We start from the raw sequence: 18398 nt of genomic DNA on the forward strand, positions 1-18398 counted from the left end.
GGGCCCTTCGGGGCCTTTCCTGGCATCCGGCCCGGCATCCGGCGCACGCTCACGCACGCACACATGCACACGCCCGCTCGGCGCACGCACACATGCTCGGGCCGCCGCCGGGAGATCCGCCGGGCCGCGCCCCCTCCGACGACCCGAACGCCCCGCAGACGGGAGTACCGCCATGACCACGGCACCTCGCCCCCGCACCACCACCCGCGACCCCGAGGAAATCGGCCGCCGCCTGACCGCCTGGTTCGCCGGCCGCCTGCCCGGCGCGCGCGTCACCGGCGTCCACGCCCCCGCCTCCAACGGCATGTCCAGCGAGACCCTGCTCTTCGACCTCGACCACCCGTCGGCCCCGGCGCCCCGCTGCGCCCTGCGGCTGGCCGCGGACCCGGCGGCGTACGCCGTCTTCCCGGTCTACGACATGGCCCGCCAGCATCGCGTCATGAGCCTCGTCGCCGAGCACACCGGCGTCCCCGTGCCGCGCGCCCTGTGGCTGGAGGAGGACCCCGGCCCGCTCGGCGCGCCCTTCTTCGTCATGGAGCGGGCCGAGGGGCGCGTGCCGCCCGACGTCATGCCCTACACGTACGAGGGCAACTGGCTCCACTCCGCCACCGACACCGAGCGTGCCCGGCTCCAGGACGCCACGCTCACCGTCCTCGCGCGGCTGCACGACCAATTCCCGGCGAAGGAGGCGCGGTTCCTGCTGCCGCCAGGATCGGGCAGCCCGCTGCGCCGCCATGTCGAGGCCCAACGTGCCTACTACGCCTGGGTGGTGGACGGCGTCGCCCGCTCACCCCTCATTGAGTCGGCCTTCGGCTGGCTGGAGAAGCACTGGCCCGACGAGTCCGCACCGGCCGTGCTGAGCTGGGGCGACGCCCGTATAGGCAACATCATTTACGACGGCTTCGAGCCCACGGCCGTACTCGACTGGGAGATGGCGTCCTACGGCCCCCGCGAACTCGACCTGGCCTGGACGGTCTATCTGCACCGCTTCTTCCAGGACCTGACCGAGTCCCTGGGACAGCCGGGCCTGCCGGGCTTCCTGCGGCGGGACGACATCGAGCGCCGCTACGCCGAACTCACCGGCCACACACCCCGGAACATGGAGTTCCACACGCTGTACGCCGCCCTGCGGCACGCCGTCCTGATGCTGCGCATCGGCTACCGGCAGGTGCACTTCGGTGAGGTCCGGGTCCCCGCGGACCCGGACACCATGATCCTGCACCGGGCGTCACTCGACGCGATGGTGCGTGGGACGTACTGGAGTGCCGGCTGAGGTCAGGCGGCGCGCCGCAGCTGAGCCGTCTTGAGCGGGCGCGAGCCCTGACCGCCGACGTGCGAGAAGGGCTGCGTCCGCCAGTCCAGTCCCTGGGGGAGCGTCAGCAGCAGTGCGGTCTCCTGCTCCTGCGCGTCCAGGGACGCGTCGGCGGGCTTGGCGTCCGACGACGGCCGGCCGGTGCCGGTGCACGCCGTGAGCCCGAACGGGTTCCACGGGGTGGGGCACTTCGCGTGTTCCGGCAGGACGGTCTCGTCCGCGAGCAACGCGATGGGCTGGGTGCAGTCCGGGCAGATCACCCGGTACATCTCGAAGGTGTCGTAGTCGTCGAACTCGTCCTCATCGACGGATTCGACGGACTCCGGTTCGGTACGTCCGGTGCGCTTCAGCTTCTGCATGAAAATTCTCCCCCTCAGGTGGGCCGACAAAGGGACTGCGACCTCGACCACAGCAAGCACTTCCCGCCGCGCTCGCGCGGTAACCGCCCAGGCCCGGTGGACACGGCCATAACTCTGTGGTCTTCGTCACATGCCCGCCGCAGGTGCCCCCGCGGACCGCCTCCGGCTGTGCCGGAAGCCCTCCGGGGCCATAGGTTGATCCGCTATGGAGGAGCTGGATCGTCAGATCGTGGATTTGCTCGTCAAGGACGGGCGGATGAGCTACACCGACCTGGGCAAGGCCACCGGCCTGTCCACCTCGGCCGTGCACCAACGCGTGCGCAGGCTGGAGCAGCGGGGCGTCATCCGCGGCTACGCCGCCGTGGTCGACCCCGAGGCCGTCGGTCTGCCGCTCACCGCCTTCATCTCGGCGAAACCGTTCGACCCCAGTGCCCCCGACGACATCGCGGAGCGGCTCGCCGTGGTCGACGAGATCGAGGCCTGCCACAGCGTTGCCGGCGACGAGAACTACATCCTCAAGGTGCGGGTCGCCACCCCCCTCGAACTGGAGCACCTACTGACCCGGATCCGCTCCCTCGCCGGGGTCTCCACCCGTACCACCGTGGTCCTGTCCACCCCGTACGAGGCGCGCCCCCCGCAGCTCTGACCCCGCGGGCAGAACACCCCGCGCGAGGGGCGAGACTGGTCACCATGACCGAGCACAACGCCCCTGGGGCCCAACACCGCACCGTGCTGCTGCGCGGTGGAGACGTCCACAGCCCCGCCGACCCGTTCGCCACCGCGATGGTCGTCGAGCGGGGGCACATCGCCTGGGTGGGCTCCGAGGGGGCGGCCGACGCCTTCGCCGCAGGGGTCGACGAGGTGATCGATCTCGAAGGGGCCCTGGTCACCCCGGCGTTCACGGACGCGCACGTGCACACCACGTCCACCGGCCTCGCGCTCACCGGCCTCGACCTGTCCGCGGCGCGGTCGCTCACCGAGGCCCTGGAGCTGGTAGGGGTCCACACCGCCGCCCGCCCGGACGGGCAGGTCGTCCTCGGGCACGGCTGGGACGCCACGCGCTGGCCCGAGCAGCGCCACCCCTCGCGCGCCGAGCTCGACGGAGCGGCGGGCGGCCGGCCGCTGTACCTGCCCCGGATCGACGTCCACTCGGCCGTCGTCAGCACCGGGCTGCTCGACCTGGTGCCCGGGGTCACCCGGATGCCGGGCTACCACCCGGACGGCCCGCTCACCGGCGCGGCCCACCACGCGGTGCGCGCGGCCGCCCACGGGGCGATCACCCCGCGCCAGCGGGCCGAGGCGCAGCGCGCGGCGCTCGCCAGGGCCGCCTCGCTCGGCATCGGCTCCGTCCACGAGTGCGGCGGGCCGGACATCTCCGACGAGGAGGACTTCACCGGCCTGCTGAAGCTCGCTGCCGAGGAGCCGGGACCGCGGGTCTTCGGCTACTGGGCCGAGCAGGTGGCCGACGCCAAGGACGCCCGCCGCATCCGCGAACTCGGCGCCATCGGCGCGGCCGGCGACCTCTTCGTCGACGGCTCCCTCGGCTCGCACACCGCCTGCCTGAACGAGCCCTACGCCGACGCGCCCCACACCGGCGCCGCCCACCTCGACGTGGCGGCCGTCGCCGCCCATGTGACGGCCTGTACCGAGGCCGGGCTCCAGGCGGGCTTCCACGCCATCGGGGACGCCGCGGTCGGCTCCGTCGTCGACGGGGTGCGCGCGGCGGCCGAACGGCTCGGCGCGGCCCGGGTGCGCGGCGCCCGCCACCGCGTCGAGCACGCCGAGATGCTCACCCCCGCCACCATCGCCGCCTTCGCCGAACTGGGCCTCACCGCCTCCGTGCAGCCCGCCTTCGACGCGGCCTGGGGCGGCTCCGACGGCATGTACGCGGGGCGTCTGGGCGCCGAGCGGGCCCGTACGCTCAACCCCTACGCCGCCCTGCTGCGCGCGGGCGTGCCGCTGGCCTTCGGCTCCGACAGCCCCGTCACCCCCCTCGACCCGTGGGGCACGCTGCGCGCAGCGGCCTTCCACCGCACACCCGAGCACCGGATCTCGGTACGCGCCGCCTTCGCCGCCCATACACGCGGCGGCTGGCGGGCGATCGGCCGGGACGACGCGGGCACCCTGGTGCCCGGCGCCCCCGCCGACTACGCCCTGTGGCGCACCGACCAGCTCGTGGTGCAGACGCCGGACGACAGGGTCGCCCGCTGGTCGACCGATCCGCGCTCGGGAACGCCGGGGCTGCCGGACCTCACTCCCGGCGCCGAACTCCCCGTCTGTCTGCGGACGGTGGTCTTCGGACAAACAGTTTTCCTGCGACCGAACGAGTGACGTGTGCGGGCCCGATACGGCCGATCGGTGTTCCCGAAGGCTCTCGTGCCACTTGGCCACCTTCCGCACTGACCTGGTGATTTGACCCAAACCCGCAGGTCGGGCGGCTGTTGACAGAAAGCGGCCATGCACGGGTAGGTTCGGCCGGGTCCACCGTAGGACGTCCGACCGCCGAACCTCCACGCAGTCGTCGAACGCCGCTGGGTCATGGGGGCGGTGTGCCGCACCGGCGCACCCGCATCCGGAGCCAGGTTCAGCGCCCGCGCCTCGGGGCGAGGGAAGGTTTCAGCAGGTCGGCGGGTGGTACCCGGGTGGGGCCCGGACGTTCAGTAGACAACGGCTTTCGGTCGACCCGCAGCCAGCGGGTCCCAGGTCGGCCCGAAGGACGCCGGGCCCCGATCCGCAGAAACGACTTGGCACTCGGCCAGACACCCCGGAGCACGGTCGTGCGGGGGCGACCGGGCATGCTCGCTATGGTGGTCCCCCTGTGCACGACATTAAGGGGCAGTAGTGAACGACGGCGGTCAGAGGCGTTACGGCCCGCTCGGCAGAGTCCTGGTCATCATTCCGACCTACAACGAGGCCGAGAACATCAAGCCGATCGTCTCCCGGGTCCGGTCCGCGGTGCCCGACGCGCACGTTCTCGTCGCGGACGACAACAGCCCCGACGGCACCGGGAAGGTCGCCGACGAGCTCGCGGCGGCCGACGACCAGGTCCACATCCTGCACCGCAAGGGCAAGGAGGGGCTCGGCGCGGCCTATCTGGCGGGCTTCCGCTGGGGCATCGAGCAGGAATACGGCGTCCTGGTGGAGATGGACGCCGACGGCTCGCACCAGCCCGAGGAACTGCCCCGGCTGCTGACCGCGCTCAAGGGCGCAGACTTGGTCCTCGGCTCGCGCTGGGTGCCGGGCGGCCGCGTTGTCAACTGGCCCAAGTCCCGCGAGATGCTCTCCCGCGGCGGTAGCACGTACTCGCGCATGCTCCTCGGTGTCCCGATCAGGGACGTCACGGGCGGCTTCCGGGCCTTTCGCGCCGAGACGCTGGTCGGGCTCGGCTTCGAGGAAGTCGCCTCCCAGGGCTACTGCTTCCAGGTGGACCTCGCCCGCCGCACGGTCGAAGCCGGCTACAACGTGGTCGAGGTGCCCATCACCTTCGTCGAGCGCGAGCTGGGCGACAGCAAGATGAGCCGTGACATCGTCGTCGAGGCGCTGTGGCGGGTGACGGCGTGGGGCGTCGGCTCCCGGGCGAACAAGCTGCTCGGGCGCAAGCCCTCCTGATCTTGTCTTTACGCCGTCCAGGCGCCCGCCCAGGCACACTGGGGGGCATGACGACCGGCTCACCGCCCCCGACAGTTCCCAAGCGCTCACGCGCGCGTACCTTCGTGCCGCTGGGCATCGCGGCCTGGCTGGTGCTCGAAATCTGGCTGTTGACCGTCGTGGCATCCGCCGCAGGCCGACTCGCGGTCTTCCTGCTGCTGGTCGCCGGCGCCGTGTTCGGCGCCGTGGTCATCAAGCGGGCCGGCCGCCGCGCCTTCCGCAACCTCACCGAGACACTCCAGCGCCAGCAGTCGGGCGAGACGCCCGAAGAGGGCAGGGAGGAGCGGGGCAGCAGCAGGGGCAACGGCTTCCTGATGCTCGCCGGCCTGCTGCTGATGCTGCCGGGGCTCCTGTCGGACGTGGCCGGCCTGGTGTGTCTCCTGCCGCCCGTCCGCTCGTTCCTGAGCCGCTTCGCGGAGCGGTCGCTGGAGCGCCGGATGAGCGCGGCCGGCCCCGGCAGCCTGGGCAACGCCTTCCAGCAGGCCCGTATCCACCGCCCCGACGGAAAAGTCGTCCCGGGCGAGGTCATCCACGGCGAGGTCATCAGGGAGGACGGCTCGCCCGCGCCGCGCCGCGACGAGGGCCCCAGGCCGCCGCTCACCTCCTGAGGCGGGGGCGCCACCTGCTCCAGTGGCTTCAGGGCCCGGCTCTTGTGTGGTGCCTACTGCTGTTGTGCGACTGCTTGTTGTGCTGACTGCCGTTGGGCGTAGCGCCGAGGCGCTACGCGGACTTGCGGCTGTCCCGCGGATGCACCGCAATGTTCATGGCGCCTGAACGCAGTACCGCCAGCCTTTCGGCCAGAACCTCTTCAAGTTCCTCGCGGGTGCGCCTTTCCATGAGCATGTCCCAGTGCGTACGCGCGGGCTTGCCCTTCTTCTCCTCAGGCCCGTCGCCGTCTACAAGGAGTGCCTGGGCGCCGCACGCCTTGCACTCCCACTCCGGCGGAATTTCTGCCTCAACCGAGAACGGCATCTCAAATCGATGTCCGTTCGGGCATGCGTACTCCACCGCCTGGCGCGGGGCCAGATCGATGCCGCGGTCCGTCTCGTAGCTGGTAACCACGAGTCGCGTGCCGCGGAGAGCTCGCTCACTCATGAATCGTGCCTCCCGGGCTTGTCGCCCACAGGACAGGTGTCGCTGTCGTCGTCATCCGGTCAACGTCCGGTCGTCGGTAAAGATTCCCGTTGCCGGTCATGCGTCGCCGGGCGTGCCGCCCCTTGTTGTACCCACCAGTGCCCGGTTTGTCACCTCTGGCAACAGAATGTCACCCAGCGTTGTTGGTATCTGAGCGCGCAGTAACGGTCCGCCTGGCAGGTCAAAGGCGTACACTACCGGCCTTTCACTTCAAGGCCTAAATTCGCGTCGGCACGGGGTTTCCCGCCGCCTCCACGGCCCGCCGTACGGGTACCCGCAGGAGCAGCACGAAACCCACCGCGAAGAAGATCACGAGCGAGACGATCGCATCGCGATAACTGCCGGTCAACTGGTACGTGAGCCCGAAGACCAGCGGCCCCAGCCAGCTCATGCCCCGGTCGCTCAACTCGTAGGCCGAGAAGTATTCCGCCTCCTTGCCTCGCGGCACCAAATGGGAGAAGAGGGAGCGGGAAAGGGCCTGGCTGCCGCCCAGCACCAGGCCGATCGCCGAGGCCAGGAAGTAGAACCAGACCGGTGATCCGGCGGGCAGGAAGTAACCCGCGCCGATCGTCACGGTCCACGCTCCGAGCGAGCCGAGGATGGTGCGCTTGGCTCCGAACCGCTGGGCCAGTCGGCCCAGGCCGAGCGCGCCTGCCACCGCGAGCACCTGCACCAGCAGGATCGCCGTGATGAGGGTGGTCTGGTCGAGTTCCAGCTCCTCGGACCCGTAGATCGAGGCCTGGGAAATCACGGTCTGGATCCCGTCGTTGTAAACCAGATAGGCGAGCAGGAAGGACAGCGTCAGCGGATGGCGGCGCATGTCCTTGAGCGTGGCGATCAGCTGACGCCAGCCAGCGCCGACCCGGCCGGCCGCCGGATCCGCCTGCCGCACCCGCCGGTCGCGCAGCCGCCGCAGCGGTACGAGCGTGAAGGCGCCCCACCAGACACCGGCCGAGGCCAGGCAGATCCGTACCGCGGTCCCCTCCGAGATCCCGAAACTCTCGTGTCCCGAGTAGAGGACGAGGTTGAGGACAAGGACGAAGGCGCCGGACGTATATCCGAAGGCCCAGCCCCGGGAGGAGACCCTGTCCCGCTCCTCGGGCCCGGCGATCTGGGGGAGGTAGGCGTTGTAGAGCATCATCGACACGGACAGCGAGGCGTTGGCGACGATCAGCAGCCCGGCGCCCAGCAGGTAGCGGTCCCCGTTGAGGAAGAACATGCCCGCCGTCGCGGCCGATCCCAGGTACGCGGCGACCGCGAGTAGTGGCTTTTTGCAACCGGTACGGTCCGCGACCGCGCCCGCCAGTGGCATGACCAGCACGGCCAGCACCACGGAGATGGACACGGCGTACGCGAAGACCGAGCCCGCGCGCACCGGGATGCCCAGCGGATGGACGAAACCCTCGGCGTCCGCGGCGGCCTTGGCGATCGACGTCAGATACGGGCCGAGGAACACCGTGAGCACGCTCGTCGAGTAGACGGAGCACGCGAAGTCGTAGAAGTACCAGCCGTGCTGTTCACGCTTACGGGCGGCGGCCGACCCACCTGCTTCGCCCGCCCCATGCGCTCCGCCGGTTCCGTCGGATCCTTCCGGCCCACCGGTCCGGTCCACGGTGTCAGCGCTCACCGCGCCCCCTTGCTCGTCCCGTGCCGATGCGGGCCACGGGCGGGCGGGGTTCAGGTCCAGGCACCCCGCTCGGTCAATACCGTGCGCAACGTCTCTGTGCGATCCGTCATGATGCCATCCACCCCGAGATCGAGGAGCGCCGCCATTCGCTCGGGCTCGTTGACCGTCCAGACATGGACCTGCAGGCCCAGTGCGTGCGCGGTTCTCACGAAGCGCCGGTCGACCACCCTGATGCCGTTCTGGACCTCAGGGACCTGTGCGCACACGGCGCCGCGGCGCAGGGTGGCGGGGATCTTGTGCGCGCGCAGCCACAGTCCGAGGATTCCCGTGGTGCCGTACGAGGTGGCGAGGCGGGGGCCCGCCAGGCGCTGCGCCCTGGCCAACCGGCCCTCGCTGAACGACCCGACGCACACCCGGTCCCAGGCGTCGGTCCTGCGTACCAGCTCGATCAGCGGACCCAGGGCCCGCTCGGCCTTGACGTCCACGTTCCAGCGGGCCTCGGGAAACTCCTCCAGCAACTCCTCGAAGAGAGGCAGCGGCTCGGTTCCCGCCACGCGCGCGTGCCTCACCCGGCTCCACGGGAGCGCGGCTATGCGCCCGTCCGCGTCGGTCACGCGGTCCAGGGTCGCGTCGTGGAGGACGACGAGACGGCCGTCCGCCGTGGCGTGCACATCGGTCTCGAAGTAGCGGAATCCGGCTCTTCCGGCGCGCCGGAAGGCGGCCGCGGTGTTCTCCAGGCCGTCGGCCGCCCCTCCGCGATGGGCGAAGGCGATCGGTGTGGGGTGGTCCAGATAGGGGTGGCGTACTCGGTTCACCCGGGAAGTATCGCTCCTTCCGATGTGCCGTCGGCGACGACTGTGCGTTCCGGCTCCGGTGAGGGGACGGCGAAGAGCTTCAGGAAGAACTGGGCGAGCGGTCCGATGGCCAGGGCATAGGCGACGGTGCCGACGCCGAGCGAGCCGCCCAGGGCGAAGCCGGTGGCGACGACGGCGACCTCGATCGCGGTGCGGACCAGCCTGATGGAGCGGCCGGTGAGCCGGTGCAGCCCGGTCATCAGCCCGTCGCGCGGCCCGGGGCCGAAGCGGGCGGCGATGTAGAGCCCGGTCGCCACACCGTTGAGCACGATACCGAAGAGCATCAGCGGGATCTGCCAGCCGAGGCCGTGCACATCCGGGACGAGGGCGAGCGTGCCGTCCATCGCTACACCGATCACCACGACGTTGGAAACGGTGCCCAGGCCCGGAAGCTGTCGGAGAGGTATCCACAGGAGCAGCACCGCGGCGCCGACGATGATCGACACCACGCCGATGGTCAGGCCGGTCCGCTCGGCCAGCCCCTGATGCAGGACGCCCCACGGCTCCAGACCGAGACCCGCGCGTACAAGCAGCGCCGAACTCACCCCGTACAGCGCGAGACCGATGTACAGCTGCGACAGCCGACGGGTGAGTTCCCTGGACAAGGATTGCCCCCTATGTGGTGGTGGTGGACCGACACATGACACTCTGTGGCTTGGCAGAATAAGCATTCCAGGGCCAATTCGGGTTAGGTGGACCGGTAGATATGGTGCAGTGGACCTCAGCGGTTGGTGCGGCTCAGCTCGCCCGGCAGCTCAATGCCCAGCAGTCCCGCCCGGCGGGTCCCGGCACCCGCAAGCCGCCGGCCTACCGCGCGCTGGCCGACGGCATAAGGCTGCTTGTCCTCGAAGGACGCGTGCCGGTCGCCGCGCGGCTTCCCGCCGAGCGGGAGCTCGCCGTGGCGCTGGCCGTCAGCCGGACCACTGTCGCAGCAGCCTACGAGTCCCTGCGCGCCGAGGGCTTCCTGGAGTCGCGCCGCGGAGCGGGCAGCTGGACCGCCGTTCCCGCGGGCAACCCACTGCCCGCGCGCGGCCTTGAGCCTCTGCCCCCGGAGTCGCTCGGCTCGATGATCGACCTCGGCTGCGCCGCGCTGCCCGCACCCGAACCGTGGCTCACCCGGGCCGTCCAGGGCGCCCTGGAGGAGCTGCCGCCGTACGCCCACACGCACGGCGACTATCCGGCCGGCCTGCCCGCGCTCCGCCAGACGCTCGCCGACCGCTACACCGAGCGCGGCATCCCCACCATGCCCGAACAGATCATGGTGACCACCGGCGCGATGGGAGCGATCGACGCGATCTGCCACCTCTTCGCGGGCCGCGGCGAGCGCATCGCCGTGGAGTCGCCCTCGTACGCGAACATCCTTCAGCTCATGCGCGAGGCCGGTGCCCGTCTGGTGCCCGTCGCGATGGCCGACGGGCTGGCGGGCTGGGACCTGCCCCGGTGGCGGCAGGTGCTGCGCGACGCCGCGCCCAGGCTCGCGTACGTCGTCGCCGACTTCCACAACCCGACCGGCGCCCTGGCCGACGAGGATCAGCGGCGGGCGCTCGTCGACGCGGCCCGTTCGGCCGGCACCGTCCTGGTGGTCGACGAGACCATGTCGGAACTCTGCCTGGACCCGGACCTGGAGATGCCGCGCCCGGTCTGTGCCTTCGACCCGGCGGGCAGCACGGTGCTCACCGTGGGGTCGGCGAGCAAGGCCTTCTGGGCGGGGATGCGCATCGGGTGGGTGCGGGCCTCGCCCGATGTGATCCGCAGCCTGGTGGCGGCCCGCGCGTACGCCGACCTCGGCACGCCCGTCCTCGAGCAGCTCGCCGTCAACTGGCTGATGAGCACCGGGGGCTGGTCGCAGGCCGTCGACATCCGCCGCGACCAGGCCAGGGAGAACCGGGACGCGCTCGTAGCCGCGCTCGGCACGGAGCTGCCCGACTGGGAGTTCGACGTCCCGCGCGGTGGGCTGACGCTATGGGTCCGTACCGGTGGGCTGTCCGGTTCGCGGCTCGCCGAGTTGGGCGAGCGGGTGGGGGTCCGGGTGCCGTCCGGACCGCGCTTCGGGGTCGACGGAGCCTTCGAGGGGTATGTCAGGCTGCCGTTCACCGTGGGCGGCCCCGTGGCGTTGGAGGCCGCTGTGCGGCTGGCGGCGGCCGCGAGGCTGGTCGAGTCCGGAGCCAGCTCCGGTTCCGAGGCCCCGCGGACCTTCGTCGCCTGACGGACCGGCGGTGCCCCGAGGGCGTCAGCCCTCCGCGGGCACCGGCTCCTGGGTCGCCTCAGGGGCCTGGGCCTGGGGCTGCACCTCGGGCAGTGCCTCGGGCTGTCCCTGGGGCTGCGCCTGCGCAGGCGCCTCGGCCTGTGCCTCCGGCGGCACCTGGCGCTCCGGGAGCAGGTCGAGCACGGCCCGGCGGTGCGCCTCGCTCGTCGCGTCGTCGTACGGGTCGGGCGTGGCCGGGGCCTGGAGCCGCAGGACCGGCCCGGTGCCCAGTCGCGCGTAGCCGCGGCCCGGCGGGTTGTCCCGGGTCGCTGTCGTGTGCGGCGGCTCGCCCAGCACTTCCTCCAGCAGCTCCGGGGCGGCGGGTCCGAGCACGGCCCGCGCCCGGGTGTGCGAGCGCACCGGCTCGCTGAGGGCGTCCAAGGCGTCGAACTGCTCCGCCACGACCACCGTCACATTCGCCGCCCTGCCGTGCCGCAGCGGCACCTGGAGGAGCTGCTGCGGGTCGGTGCGTCCGTCGGCCGCCGCCAGATGGCCGAAGACGCTCGGCCGGTCCAGCAGGATCCACAGCGGACGCTTGGTGTCCTCGGGCGCGGGATGGCCGGCCTGGCGGGCCCGGTTGGCGGAGATGAGGCGCCGTTCGGTCTCGTGCGCCGCCCACTCCAGGCTGGCCAGCGCCCCGGAGAGGCCGCACTCGACGGCCAGTACGCCCGTGCGCCCGGTCAGGCAGGCGTACTCTCCGGTGCCGCTGCCCTCGATGATCAGTACGTCGCCGTACTGGAGGGCCTGCAGCGTGATGGAGCGCAGCAGGCTGGTCGTGCCGCTCCCCGGCTGCCCGACGACGAGCAGGTGCGGCTCGGTCGAGCGCGCCCCCGTCCGCCAGACGACCGGGGGAGCGTCACGGGACTCGCCGCCGTCGGTGACCGGCATGGTCCGCTGGACCGCGTCGGCGTCGGTGAAGCCCAGTACGGTCTCGCCGGGGGACGTGACGAACCGCTGGGCCGCGATGGTGGTGGGAAGCGCGTCGAGCACCGTCATGGCCAGCTGGTTGCCCTCCTCGTCCCAGGCGAAGTGGTACTCACGGCCGCGGCCCGACTTGGCGTGCAGCAGCTGTTCGATGCGGGCCCGGGACAGGGGCTCGCCGTCGGTGAAGTACGCGGGGTAGCGCAGCACGAGCCGGACGAGCCTGCCGTCGTCGTCGAAGGCGTGGTCGCCGAACGCCGTGGCCCAGTCGCCGCCGTGGGAGAACAGCGGACTGGGGTCCTCGGGCACCGAGAAGTACGGCAACAGGGCCTCATACAGGGACTGGAGCCGCTGTGTCTCGGCCGGGTCGGGGCCGGTGTGCACCGGAGTACGGTCCCGGCCCTTCCAGGCGGCCGCGGCCATCACCGTGATCAGGGCGAGCAGCGGCCCGTACGGGATGAGCGCGACCACCAGGACGATGGCCGCCACCAGGAACAGCGCGGGACCGCGCCGTTCCTTGGGCGTACCGGCCCACTTCAGCCGGCCTGCCGCGGCCAGCTGACGCAGGCCACGGGTGATCGTGATCAGCGGGTGGAGAACGTCGGTGGCGCTGTCGGCTGCGGTGCGCGCGATCTCGCGGCTGCGGACGATCGAGGCACTGCCGCTGCTCAGAATGCGGGGGAGTGGACGCCGGACCACTTCGGTCTCCTGATGGTGTGGAAGCGAGGGACGGCAGGTCAGAACTTGATCCCGCCCAAAAGGCTGGCGAGGCTGGCGCCCCCGGCCTTGATGCTCGGGGCGATGGCGGTGCCCGCGAGGTAGAAGCCGAAGAGTGCGCAGACGAGGGCGTGGGATGCCTTGAGTCCGTCTTTCCGGAAGAAGAGGAAGACGATGATTCCGAGCAGCACGACGCCTGAGATGGACAGGATCATGAGGGGATCTCCTGGTTGAGGGGGACAGTCACCATGAGTTCTTCCAGGCTCACAGCATGTATCTATACGGCAAAAGGTGCAAATGGGTTATTTATGGGCTTTTTCACTGGAGTGGCGGAGAGGGGTCCGCCTGCGGTGATCTTTGCCACTGCCGGGTCGGGTCATGTCGTCCGACGGGCAGTACCCTGACGATTCACTCGTACGGCGCTGCTGCCGTACGTACAGGTCACGGCAGTGAACGGCAGTGAAAGGCGGTCCGTCCGATGAGCGAAACCCCGGAGCCCGAGGTGGTCGAGCTGGCTACCAAGATCTTCGACCTGGCCCGCCGGGGCGAGACCGAGGCGCTCGCCGCGTACGTCGACGCGGGCGTGCCCGCGAATCTCACCAACGACCGGGGTGACTCCCTGCTGATGCTGGCCGCGTACCACGGTCACGCTCAGGCGGTCGAGGCGCTGCTCGCCCGGGGCGCCGACGCCGACCGGGCCAACGACCGGGGCCAGACGCCGCTCGCCGGCGCGGTCTTCAAGGGGGAGGACACGGTGATCCGCGCGCTCCTCGCCGGCGGTGCCGATCCGGCCGCCGGAACGCCGTCCGCGGTGGACACTGCACGCATGTTCGACAAGAAGGACCTGTTGGAGCTGTTCCGGGCCCAGTGACCGGGCGCCGTAAATGTGGTCGCGGTGGCGAAATGGGTGGGTCATCATGACGTCGGAATCACATGCGCGGTGTACGGGCAGAAGATGCCGAACCACGGGGGATGTGAGAGGGCCCGCACCGGGCCTCAGCGACGAAGGGCAGAGGAAGATGGTCTACACCAGGCAAGAAATGACGGCGGACTGTCGAACATGTTGTCGCGCGGCCTAGGCACGGCACGTTTCCCGGTTGCGTCGACAGCTTGATGTGAGGCATTTTCCATGTTCGATCCAGTCATAGCGCCGAGCGGCACGCTCCTCGGCCTCCTGCAGAGGGGCCGTGGCGACGGGACGCTGCACGCGCTCGCCGCCCCCCGCCCCGAAGCACTCGCCGCCCTCAACCATTGCGTGCTCGACGACCCCCGCCACGACTGGCAGGTCGAGAACCGCTCCCTCTACTACGCACGCCTGTACGTGGACCTCGACGGCGGACTCGAAGAGATCGAGCAGCACCTCTTCGACACCGTGGATCTCGTCGACACCGACGAGTCCAGGACCGGACTGGCGCTCGCCGTGCTCGGCCACCTCGCCTCGTACGGCAGGGAGGACGCCCTGGCGCTGCTGCGGCAGTACGCCAGGACCGGCTCCAATTGGACCTGGGCCCTCGACGAGCTCGCGCTGCGCGACGACGACGCGGGACTGCGCCAACTCGCCATCCCCGTTCTCGCCAGATTCCCCGGCAGCCCGCGGGGTGAGGCCGAACTGGCCACCGCGGTCCGGGACGCCTTCGAGCCCAGGCCCTGGCGGCTGTGGGCACGGGACCCGCGCGAAGCGGTCGGTGCCCGGGTCCGGGCGGCCGGCGAGCAGGGATCCTTCGACCGCTGGCAGCGGCAGATGCGGCCCACCGGGCCCCGGCCCGGCTGGAGCGTCCAGGCCGTCTTCGACTGGGCCCAGCAGGGCCTCGACCGCGGCACGCCGCTGCACGTACCGGCCGCCAGGTGCCTGACCGCCGTGGCAGGACCCGCCGACCGGGCCGCGATCGTCACAGCGGCGCTCAGTGGTGAGGACGGGGCGCGCAGTACAGCGCTGCACTACCTCGCCGAGTCACAGGACCCCGCGGTCCTCGACCTGATCGAAGCCGCCGCGCAGAGCCCCTCACGCACTGTCGCGGACGCCGCCGTCGCCTCTTTCGAGCGGATGTGCGGCGCCGCCGCGGTGGACCGGGCCCGCGGGTGGGTCCACCGCCCTGACGCCCTCGGGGCATCGGCGGCGGGCGTGCTCGCGTGCCGTGGCGGGGCGCAGGACGCCCCGCTGGTGCTCGGTGCGCTGAGGGAGACCGTACGGTCGGGCGGGCCCGACGCGCCGCTCCTGTGGACTCTCGTCGACGGGGCGGGCCGGCTCGGCATCTGCTCGGCCGCTCCCGTGCTGCGCCACGTCTACCGGGAGACCGCCTCCTCGCACCTGCGGGGCCGCGCCGCCCGCGCCCTGGCCGCCACCGACCCCTCGTACGCCACCGGCTTCGCCGTCGAGTGCCTGTGGGACTGCGAGGAGACCACCAGGGAAGTCGCTGCGCTGCACGCCGAGACCGCCGACGCGCGCGTGGCGGACAGACTGCGGCGGCTCGCCGCCGACCCGGCCGAGGAGGCCGAGGTGCAGACCGCGGTACGCAGCAGGATCGGGCCCGACGCGCCGGCTCTCTGAGCGGAGGCGACGGGCGCGGGGGCCCGAAGCCCATCGCGCGTCTCTCGACGGTCGGAAAACCTCTCAACGGTTCGGACATCCCTGAACGATCCGTACGTCCCTCGTGCAGGCCGCGGGCCAGGCGCAGTGTCGTTGAACGATCCTCCAAGAGTCCTGTTGTCTCGTTCCGGTATCTGCGATTCACTTCAAGAGCATTTCTGTGAAGCCGGGGACACTCCGGGGGCGGCCGGGGAACAGAAGGGGCGGGACACCACGTGGCAACGAGTGGGGCCGAAGTGGGCGGACTGGCGGAAGACCGCCCACTGCTGGGACGCACCAGCACGGCCGAGCGGGTCGCCGACATCCTGCGCAGCCGCATCGCGGAGGGTTTCTTCCAGCCGGGCACCCGGTTGTCGGAGGACAGCATCGGCGGCGCCCTGGGGGTCTCGCGCAACACCCTCCGCGAGGCCTTCCGACTGCTGACTCACGAGCGGCTGCTGGTTCACGAGCTCAACCGTGGGGTCTTCGTCAGGGTTCTCGCCGTCGAGGACGTCGAGGACGTCTACCGCATCCGACGGCTGATCGAGTGCGCGGTCGTGCGGGGCCTGGGCGAGCCGCCGTTCACCCTGGACAGGCTGGACTCGGCGGTCACGGACGGCGAACGGGCGGCACGGAAGAAGGACTGGAAGGGCGTGGCCACGGCCAATATCCACTTCCACCGCGAACTCGTCGCGCTCGCCGACAGCCCGCGCACCGACGAACTGATGCGCAGTGTCCTGGCCGAACTGTGCCTCGCCTTCCACCTGGTGGCCGATCCGTGCCTGCTGCACGAGCCCTATCTCGTACGGAACCGCCAGATTGTGGAAGTGCTGCGGGCCGGGGACAAGGCGGCCGGTGAACGCCTGCTCGACGCGTACTTCGACGACTCGCGCAATCAGCTCGTAGAGGTGTACGCACGGCGCATCGAGGGGGGCGGGCGGAGCAACGGGCGCAGCGGCTGAGACGCAGGCCGGCGCGCAAGTTTGGCGCGCGGACACCGCGGTGGGCCGGGTGGCTGAGCCGCCTTGTCCGGGTCCCGCGCGAGGGGTCGCTTCTGCGCCGTTTCGACCGTTGTCAGTGTGAGGACCTAATCTGTGCCACGTGACTTCGCCTGCATCGACGGAATTCGTTCCGCCCCAGCTCAGCGCGGGGCCGCGGCCCGCCCTGGGCCCGGCCGCCGACGAGGGGCTCGCGCGGCGCCTCCGTGCGCTCGCCTGCACGGCGCCGCTGCACGATCTCGACGTGCGCAAGGCGAACCTCGCCGGTGAGTACTCGGTCTACGCGATGGCGGAGGTCGCGCTCGCCGCGATCGACCTCGTGACGCTCAATATGGACTTCGACACGGGCGCGGACCACGAGCAGATAGTGGCCAGACTGCTGCCCCGCGTCGCTGCCCAGTCCCCCCGACGCCCGCTCGCCGAGCACGAGCGCGTCGCGCGCTGGGTCCTGGAGAACCTGATCAACGTCGGAAGCGTGGACCGCGGCTTCCGCGCCGTCTACGGCACATTCGGCCCCGACGGTGCCTATGTGCGCAGGGATTACGACTTCAAGCTCATCGAGGAGGTCCCGGGCTACGGCGGCAGCGTCTACCTGCGGACCACCGACGAAGCGGTCAACGTCCTGGTGGGCGCCCTCGACACCGACGTCACCAGTGCCCAGATCGCCGCCGAGGTGAAGCTCGAAGTGCTGATCAGCCGGGGCAGGCTGGCCGACGCCCAGCTCGCCGCCGAGCAGGCCCGCTACCGGACCGTGCAGTACGCCGAGACGCTCCGCAGGACCCTGGAGGCGACCCGGCGCAATGTGCGCGCCGTGGACTGGCTCAATGCCGTACCGGACATGATTGTCGAGGCGCTGGACCACATCGCCGACCGGTACCGCCATGAGAACGCCATCCTGACCAACATCCGCAAGGCCCGCGACGAGGCCGAGGACCCCGAGCACAAGCGCCGCGCCGCCGAACTCGTCGACATCGTCAAGGACTGCATCCGCCGGCACACGCAGCTCCAGTCGCGACTCTTGGAGGCCGGCCCTCTGTTCCGTGCCGAGCAGGACCGGCAGGCCTTCGCCACGCCCACCGCGCGGGTCGGACTCGACCTGTACGGGCAGCTGCTCGCCCCACTGCTGCCGCTCCCCGTCGAGCAGGCGATCCGGATCACCGACGCGTTCTTCACCGCGGGCACCGGGCTGCGCACTCCGGTGGCGGTCCGGGTCGGGGACCTGGTCGACATACTGCTGACGCCGACGGTGGAGCGGGAGCATCTGGGCGCCGAGATGCCCGAGCCCGAGCTGATCGCCACCCCCGACGACAGCCGGTTCAGCGAGGAGCAGCTCGCGAGCGCCATGGAGTTGCTCGACCTTCCGCACGACGTACCGCGCAGGCTGTCGGGCCTGCTGGCCGACGCCCGGCTCCGCGATCCCGACCTCCCGTACCTCGTCGCGCTGCTCGCGGTCCACGCGGCGAGCCCACCGGTCGGTACCGCCTACCGGCAGGGCGAGAAGCGGCTGCTGTTCTCCGTCGACGACGGGACCGAGCTGGACGACCCGGAGTTCGGCGGCGCCGACCTGATCGTGGGCACGGCCCTGCTGGACTCGGTCGCCATGACCGCCGACCGCAAGGAGGCGGCATGACGGCTTCGACCGCAGGCCTTCCGAGCACCCCGGTTTCGCCAGGGAGGGCGTCGGCTGACGGCCCTTCGCGCACCCCGGCTTCGCGCACCCCGGCTTCGCGCACCTCCATTTCGCCCAGGGCAGTTTCGATCACGCTGGCTTCGCCAAGGCTGGCTTTGGCCACGCCGGCTTCGACCGGGGCGGCTCCGGCCACGCTGGCTTCGCCCACCCCGGTTTGGCCGGGGCTGGCTTCGCCCACCCCGGCTTCGGACCGCACGGTCGCGCCCAATTCGGCTGCTGCGCCGATGACATCGGCCGGCGCGAGAGCGCGGGCAGGCCGCGGCGCCGCGCACGGCTCGTGCGCGGACCGACCGCCTGTCCGCCACCGTCCCGCACCCCAGACCTTCC

Annotated in this window: 17 protein-coding genes; 10 read left to right on the forward strand and 7 right to left on the reverse strand. The window is 71.2% G+C overall.

Annotated elements, in window-relative coordinates:
• Positions 1-172 precede the first annotated feature (172 nt).
• Positions 173-1273, forward strand: a complete 1101-nt coding sequence (locus QMK30_RS30885) for a phosphotransferase family protein (protein ID WP_283521632.1) — start codon at positions 173-175, stop codon at positions 1271-1273.
• Positions 1274-1275: 2 nt separating this feature from the next.
• Here QMK30_RS30885 and QMK30_RS30890 read toward each other — a convergent pair whose 3' ends face one another.
• The gene (locus QMK30_RS30890; RefSeq protein WP_283521633.1) at positions 1276-1671 is read right to left on the reverse strand and encodes a hypothetical protein; all 396 of its coding nucleotides are present in this window, start codon (positions 1669-1671) and stop codon (positions 1276-1278) included.
• 205 nt (positions 1672-1876) lie between these two features.
• Between QMK30_RS30890 and QMK30_RS30895 the strand changes: the two genes are divergently transcribed.
• The 4 genes from QMK30_RS30895 to fxsA all read left to right on the forward strand — a co-directional run bounded on the left by QMK30_RS30895 (position 1877) and on the right by fxsA (position 5927).
• The gene (locus QMK30_RS30895) at positions 1877-2317 is read left to right on the forward strand and encodes an Lrp/AsnC family transcriptional regulator (protein WP_283521634.1); all 441 of its coding nucleotides are present in this window, start codon (positions 1877-1879) and stop codon (positions 2315-2317) included.
• A 44-nt stretch (positions 2318-2361) separates the two neighbouring features.
• Complete coding sequence (locus QMK30_RS30900; RefSeq protein WP_283521635.1) at positions 2362-4002, forward strand: amidohydrolase; 1641 nt, start codon at positions 2362-2364, stop codon at positions 4000-4002.
• Between the two features lie 510 nt (positions 4003-4512).
• Positions 4513-5280, forward strand: coding sequence for a polyprenol monophosphomannose synthase (locus tag QMK30_RS30905; protein WP_283521636.1), 768 nt, complete (start codon positions 4513-4515; stop codon positions 5278-5280).
• A gap of 47 nt (positions 5281-5327) precedes the next feature.
• Positions 5328-5927, forward strand: coding sequence for an FxsA family membrane protein (fxsA, locus tag QMK30_RS30910; RefSeq protein WP_283521637.1), 600 nt, complete (start codon positions 5328-5330; stop codon positions 5925-5927).
• A 112-nt stretch (positions 5928-6039) separates the two neighbouring features.
• Here the strand turns inward: fxsA and QMK30_RS30915 are convergent, their stop codons facing one another.
• The 4 genes from QMK30_RS30915 to yczE all read right to left on the reverse strand — a co-directional run bounded on the left by QMK30_RS30915 (position 6040) and on the right by yczE (position 9539).
• The gene (locus QMK30_RS30915) at positions 6040-6414 is read right to left on the reverse strand and encodes an RNA polymerase-binding protein RbpA (RefSeq protein WP_136206772.1); all 375 of its coding nucleotides are present in this window, start codon (positions 6412-6414) and stop codon (positions 6040-6042) included.
• A 256-nt stretch (positions 6415-6670) separates the two neighbouring features.
• A complete protein-coding gene (locus QMK30_RS30920) occupies positions 6671-8080 on the reverse strand; it encodes an MFS transporter (protein ID WP_283521638.1) in 1410 nt (469 codons plus the stop codon).
• Positions 8081-8130: 50 nt separating this feature from the next.
• Entirely contained in the window at positions 8131-8895 is a 765-nt protein-coding gene (locus QMK30_RS30925; protein ID WP_283521639.1) for a glycerophosphodiester phosphodiesterase family protein, read from the reverse strand.
• A complete protein-coding gene (gene yczE, locus QMK30_RS30930) occupies positions 8892-9539 on the reverse strand; it encodes a membrane protein YczE (protein ID WP_283521640.1) in 648 nt (215 codons plus the stop codon). Before yczE ends, QMK30_RS30925 begins: the two co-directional genes overlap by 4 nt.
• Positions 9540-9640: 101 nt before the next feature.
• On the opposite strand from yczE, the gene QMK30_RS30935 reads away from it, so the two are divergent.
• A complete protein-coding gene (locus tag QMK30_RS30935) occupies positions 9641-11140 on the forward strand; it encodes an SCO1417 family PLP biosynthesis transcription factor (RefSeq protein ID WP_283521641.1) in 1500 nt (499 codons plus the stop codon).
• Between the two features lie 24 nt (positions 11141-11164).
• Here QMK30_RS30935 and QMK30_RS30940 read toward each other — a convergent pair whose 3' ends face one another.
• Both QMK30_RS30940 and QMK30_RS30945 read right to left on the reverse strand, forming a co-directional pair.
• The gene (locus QMK30_RS30940) at positions 11165-12799 is read right to left on the reverse strand and encodes a hypothetical protein (protein WP_283521642.1); all 1635 of its coding nucleotides are present in this window, start codon (positions 12797-12799) and stop codon (positions 11165-11167) included.
• Between the two features lie 38 nt (positions 12800-12837).
• Entirely contained in the window at positions 12838-13032 is a 195-nt protein-coding gene (locus QMK30_RS30945; RefSeq protein ID WP_018534760.1) for a hypothetical protein, read from the reverse strand.
• Between the two features lie 263 nt (positions 13033-13295).
• Here QMK30_RS30945 and QMK30_RS30950 point away from each other — a divergent pair, with 263 nt between their 5' ends.
• From QMK30_RS30950 to QMK30_RS30965, 4 genes are all read left to right on the forward strand, one after another.
• The gene (locus QMK30_RS30950) at positions 13296-13688 is read left to right on the forward strand and encodes an ankyrin repeat domain-containing protein (RefSeq protein WP_283521643.1); all 393 of its coding nucleotides are present in this window, start codon (positions 13296-13298) and stop codon (positions 13686-13688) included.
• A gap of 258 nt (positions 13689-13946) precedes the next feature.
• Positions 13947-15365 (forward strand): HEAT repeat domain-containing protein, encoded by a 1419-nt coding sequence (locus QMK30_RS30955; RefSeq protein WP_283521644.1) that lies wholly within the window; start codon positions 13947-13949, stop codon positions 15363-15365.
• A 254-nt stretch (positions 15366-15619) separates the two neighbouring features.
• Positions 15620-16345, forward strand: coding sequence for a GntR family transcriptional regulator (locus tag QMK30_RS30960; protein WP_283521645.1), 726 nt, complete (start codon positions 15620-15622; stop codon positions 16343-16345).
• Positions 16346-16484: 139 nt separating this feature from the next.
• A complete protein-coding gene (locus QMK30_RS30965; RefSeq protein WP_283521646.1) occupies positions 16485-18011 on the forward strand; it encodes a hypothetical protein in 1527 nt (508 codons plus the stop codon).
• The last annotated feature ends 387 nt before the right edge of the window (positions 18012-18398 follow it).

Source organism: Streptomyces sp. H27-C3 (assembly GCF_030063415.1).
GTDB lineage: Bacteria > Actinomycetota > Actinomycetes > Streptomycetales > Streptomycetaceae > Streptomyces.

Bases quoted from the DNA above. Each gene is read 5' to 3' on its own strand.
- QMK30_RS30950 (WP_283521643.1), top strand. From the start codon at position 13,296: ATGAGCGAAACCCCGGAGCCCGAGGTGGTCGAGCTGGCTACCAAGATC.
- QMK30_RS30945 (WP_018534760.1), bottom strand. From the start codon at position 13,032: ATGATCCTGTCCATCTCAGGCGTCGTGCTGCTCGGAATCATCGTCTTC.
- QMK30_RS30955 (WP_283521644.1), top strand. From the start codon at position 13,947: ATGTTCGATCCAGTCATAGCGCCGAGCGGCACGCTCCTCGGCCTCCTG.
- QMK30_RS30900 (WP_283521635.1), top strand. From the start codon at position 2,362: ATGACCGAGCACAACGCCCCTGGGGCCCAACACCGCACCGTGCTGCTG.
- QMK30_RS30935 (WP_283521641.1), top strand. From the start codon at position 9,641: ATGGTGCAGTGGACCTCAGCGGTTGGTGCGGCTCAGCTCGCCCGGCAG.
- QMK30_RS30885 (WP_283521632.1), top strand. From the start codon at position 173: ATGACCACGGCACCTCGCCCCCGCACCACCACCCGCGACCCCGAGGAA.
- QMK30_RS30890 (WP_283521633.1), bottom strand. From the start codon at position 1,671: ATGCAGAAGCTGAAGCGCACCGGACGTACCGAACCGGAGTCCGTCGAA.
- QMK30_RS30895 (WP_283521634.1), top strand. From the start codon at position 1,877: ATGGAGGAGCTGGATCGTCAGATCGTGGATTTGCTCGTCAAGGACGGG.
- fxsA (WP_283521637.1), top strand. From the start codon at position 5,328: ATGACGACCGGCTCACCGCCCCCGACAGTTCCCAAGCGCTCACGCGCG.
- QMK30_RS30915 (WP_136206772.1), bottom strand. From the start codon at position 6,414: ATGAGTGAGCGAGCTCTCCGCGGCACGCGACTCGTGGTTACCAGCTAC.